The organism is Peptoniphilus sp. oral taxon 836 str. F0141 (genome assembly GCF_000179335.1).
Taxonomy (GTDB): domain Bacteria; phylum Bacillota; class Clostridia; order Tissierellales; family Peptoniphilaceae; genus Peptoniphilus_A; species Peptoniphilus_A lacrimalis.
Genome location: NZ_AEAA01000077.1, coordinates 1 through 573 on the forward strand (window position 1 = coordinate 1; position 573 = coordinate 573).

Annotated in this window: 1 pseudogene; it reads left to right on the plus strand. The window is 25.3% G+C overall.

Annotated elements, in window-relative coordinates:
* A pseudogene (locus HMPREF9131_RS03470) lies at positions 1-573 on the plus strand (primosomal protein N'); the annotation flags it as partial.

Genomic DNA, 573 nt, shown 5'->3' on the forward strand with positions numbered 1-573 from the left:
CACCCTTACTTCCTCCTGGTGACTTAAAGAAAATAAAAAAATCTGTAAATATAAAAAAATATCCCTACGGTCAGGATCTTGAAGATTTAAAGAAAATAAATTTAGATAAATTATATGAAGATATGGATTCAAATATGAAGAATCTGTGCAATAAACTTTATAAAAAAGGAATTTTAAAGTTTTCATATCTCCCTATCACTAGTATTAAAATAAAAACTGAAAAATATTTGAAAAAATCCAATAATTTTTCTATGGAAAAACTTCAAGGATTAACAAAAAGACAAAGTCAAGCCGTGAATTATATAATAGAAAAAAAGGATGTTTCAAAAAAACTTTTGATGAAAGAACTAAAAATGTCTTCAACTCCTATCGAAGCTCTGATAAAAAAAGACTTAGTTACAGAATTTGATATGGAAGTAAAAAGCGATAAAAAATATATAGGTAAAGTTGGAACTAATCATACATTAAACGAAGAACAAAAAGATGCTATTAAAAGTATAGAAAGTACAAAAAAGGAAGTTTCTATATTATATGGTCTAACAGGAAGCGGAAAAACTGAAGTATATTTAAATT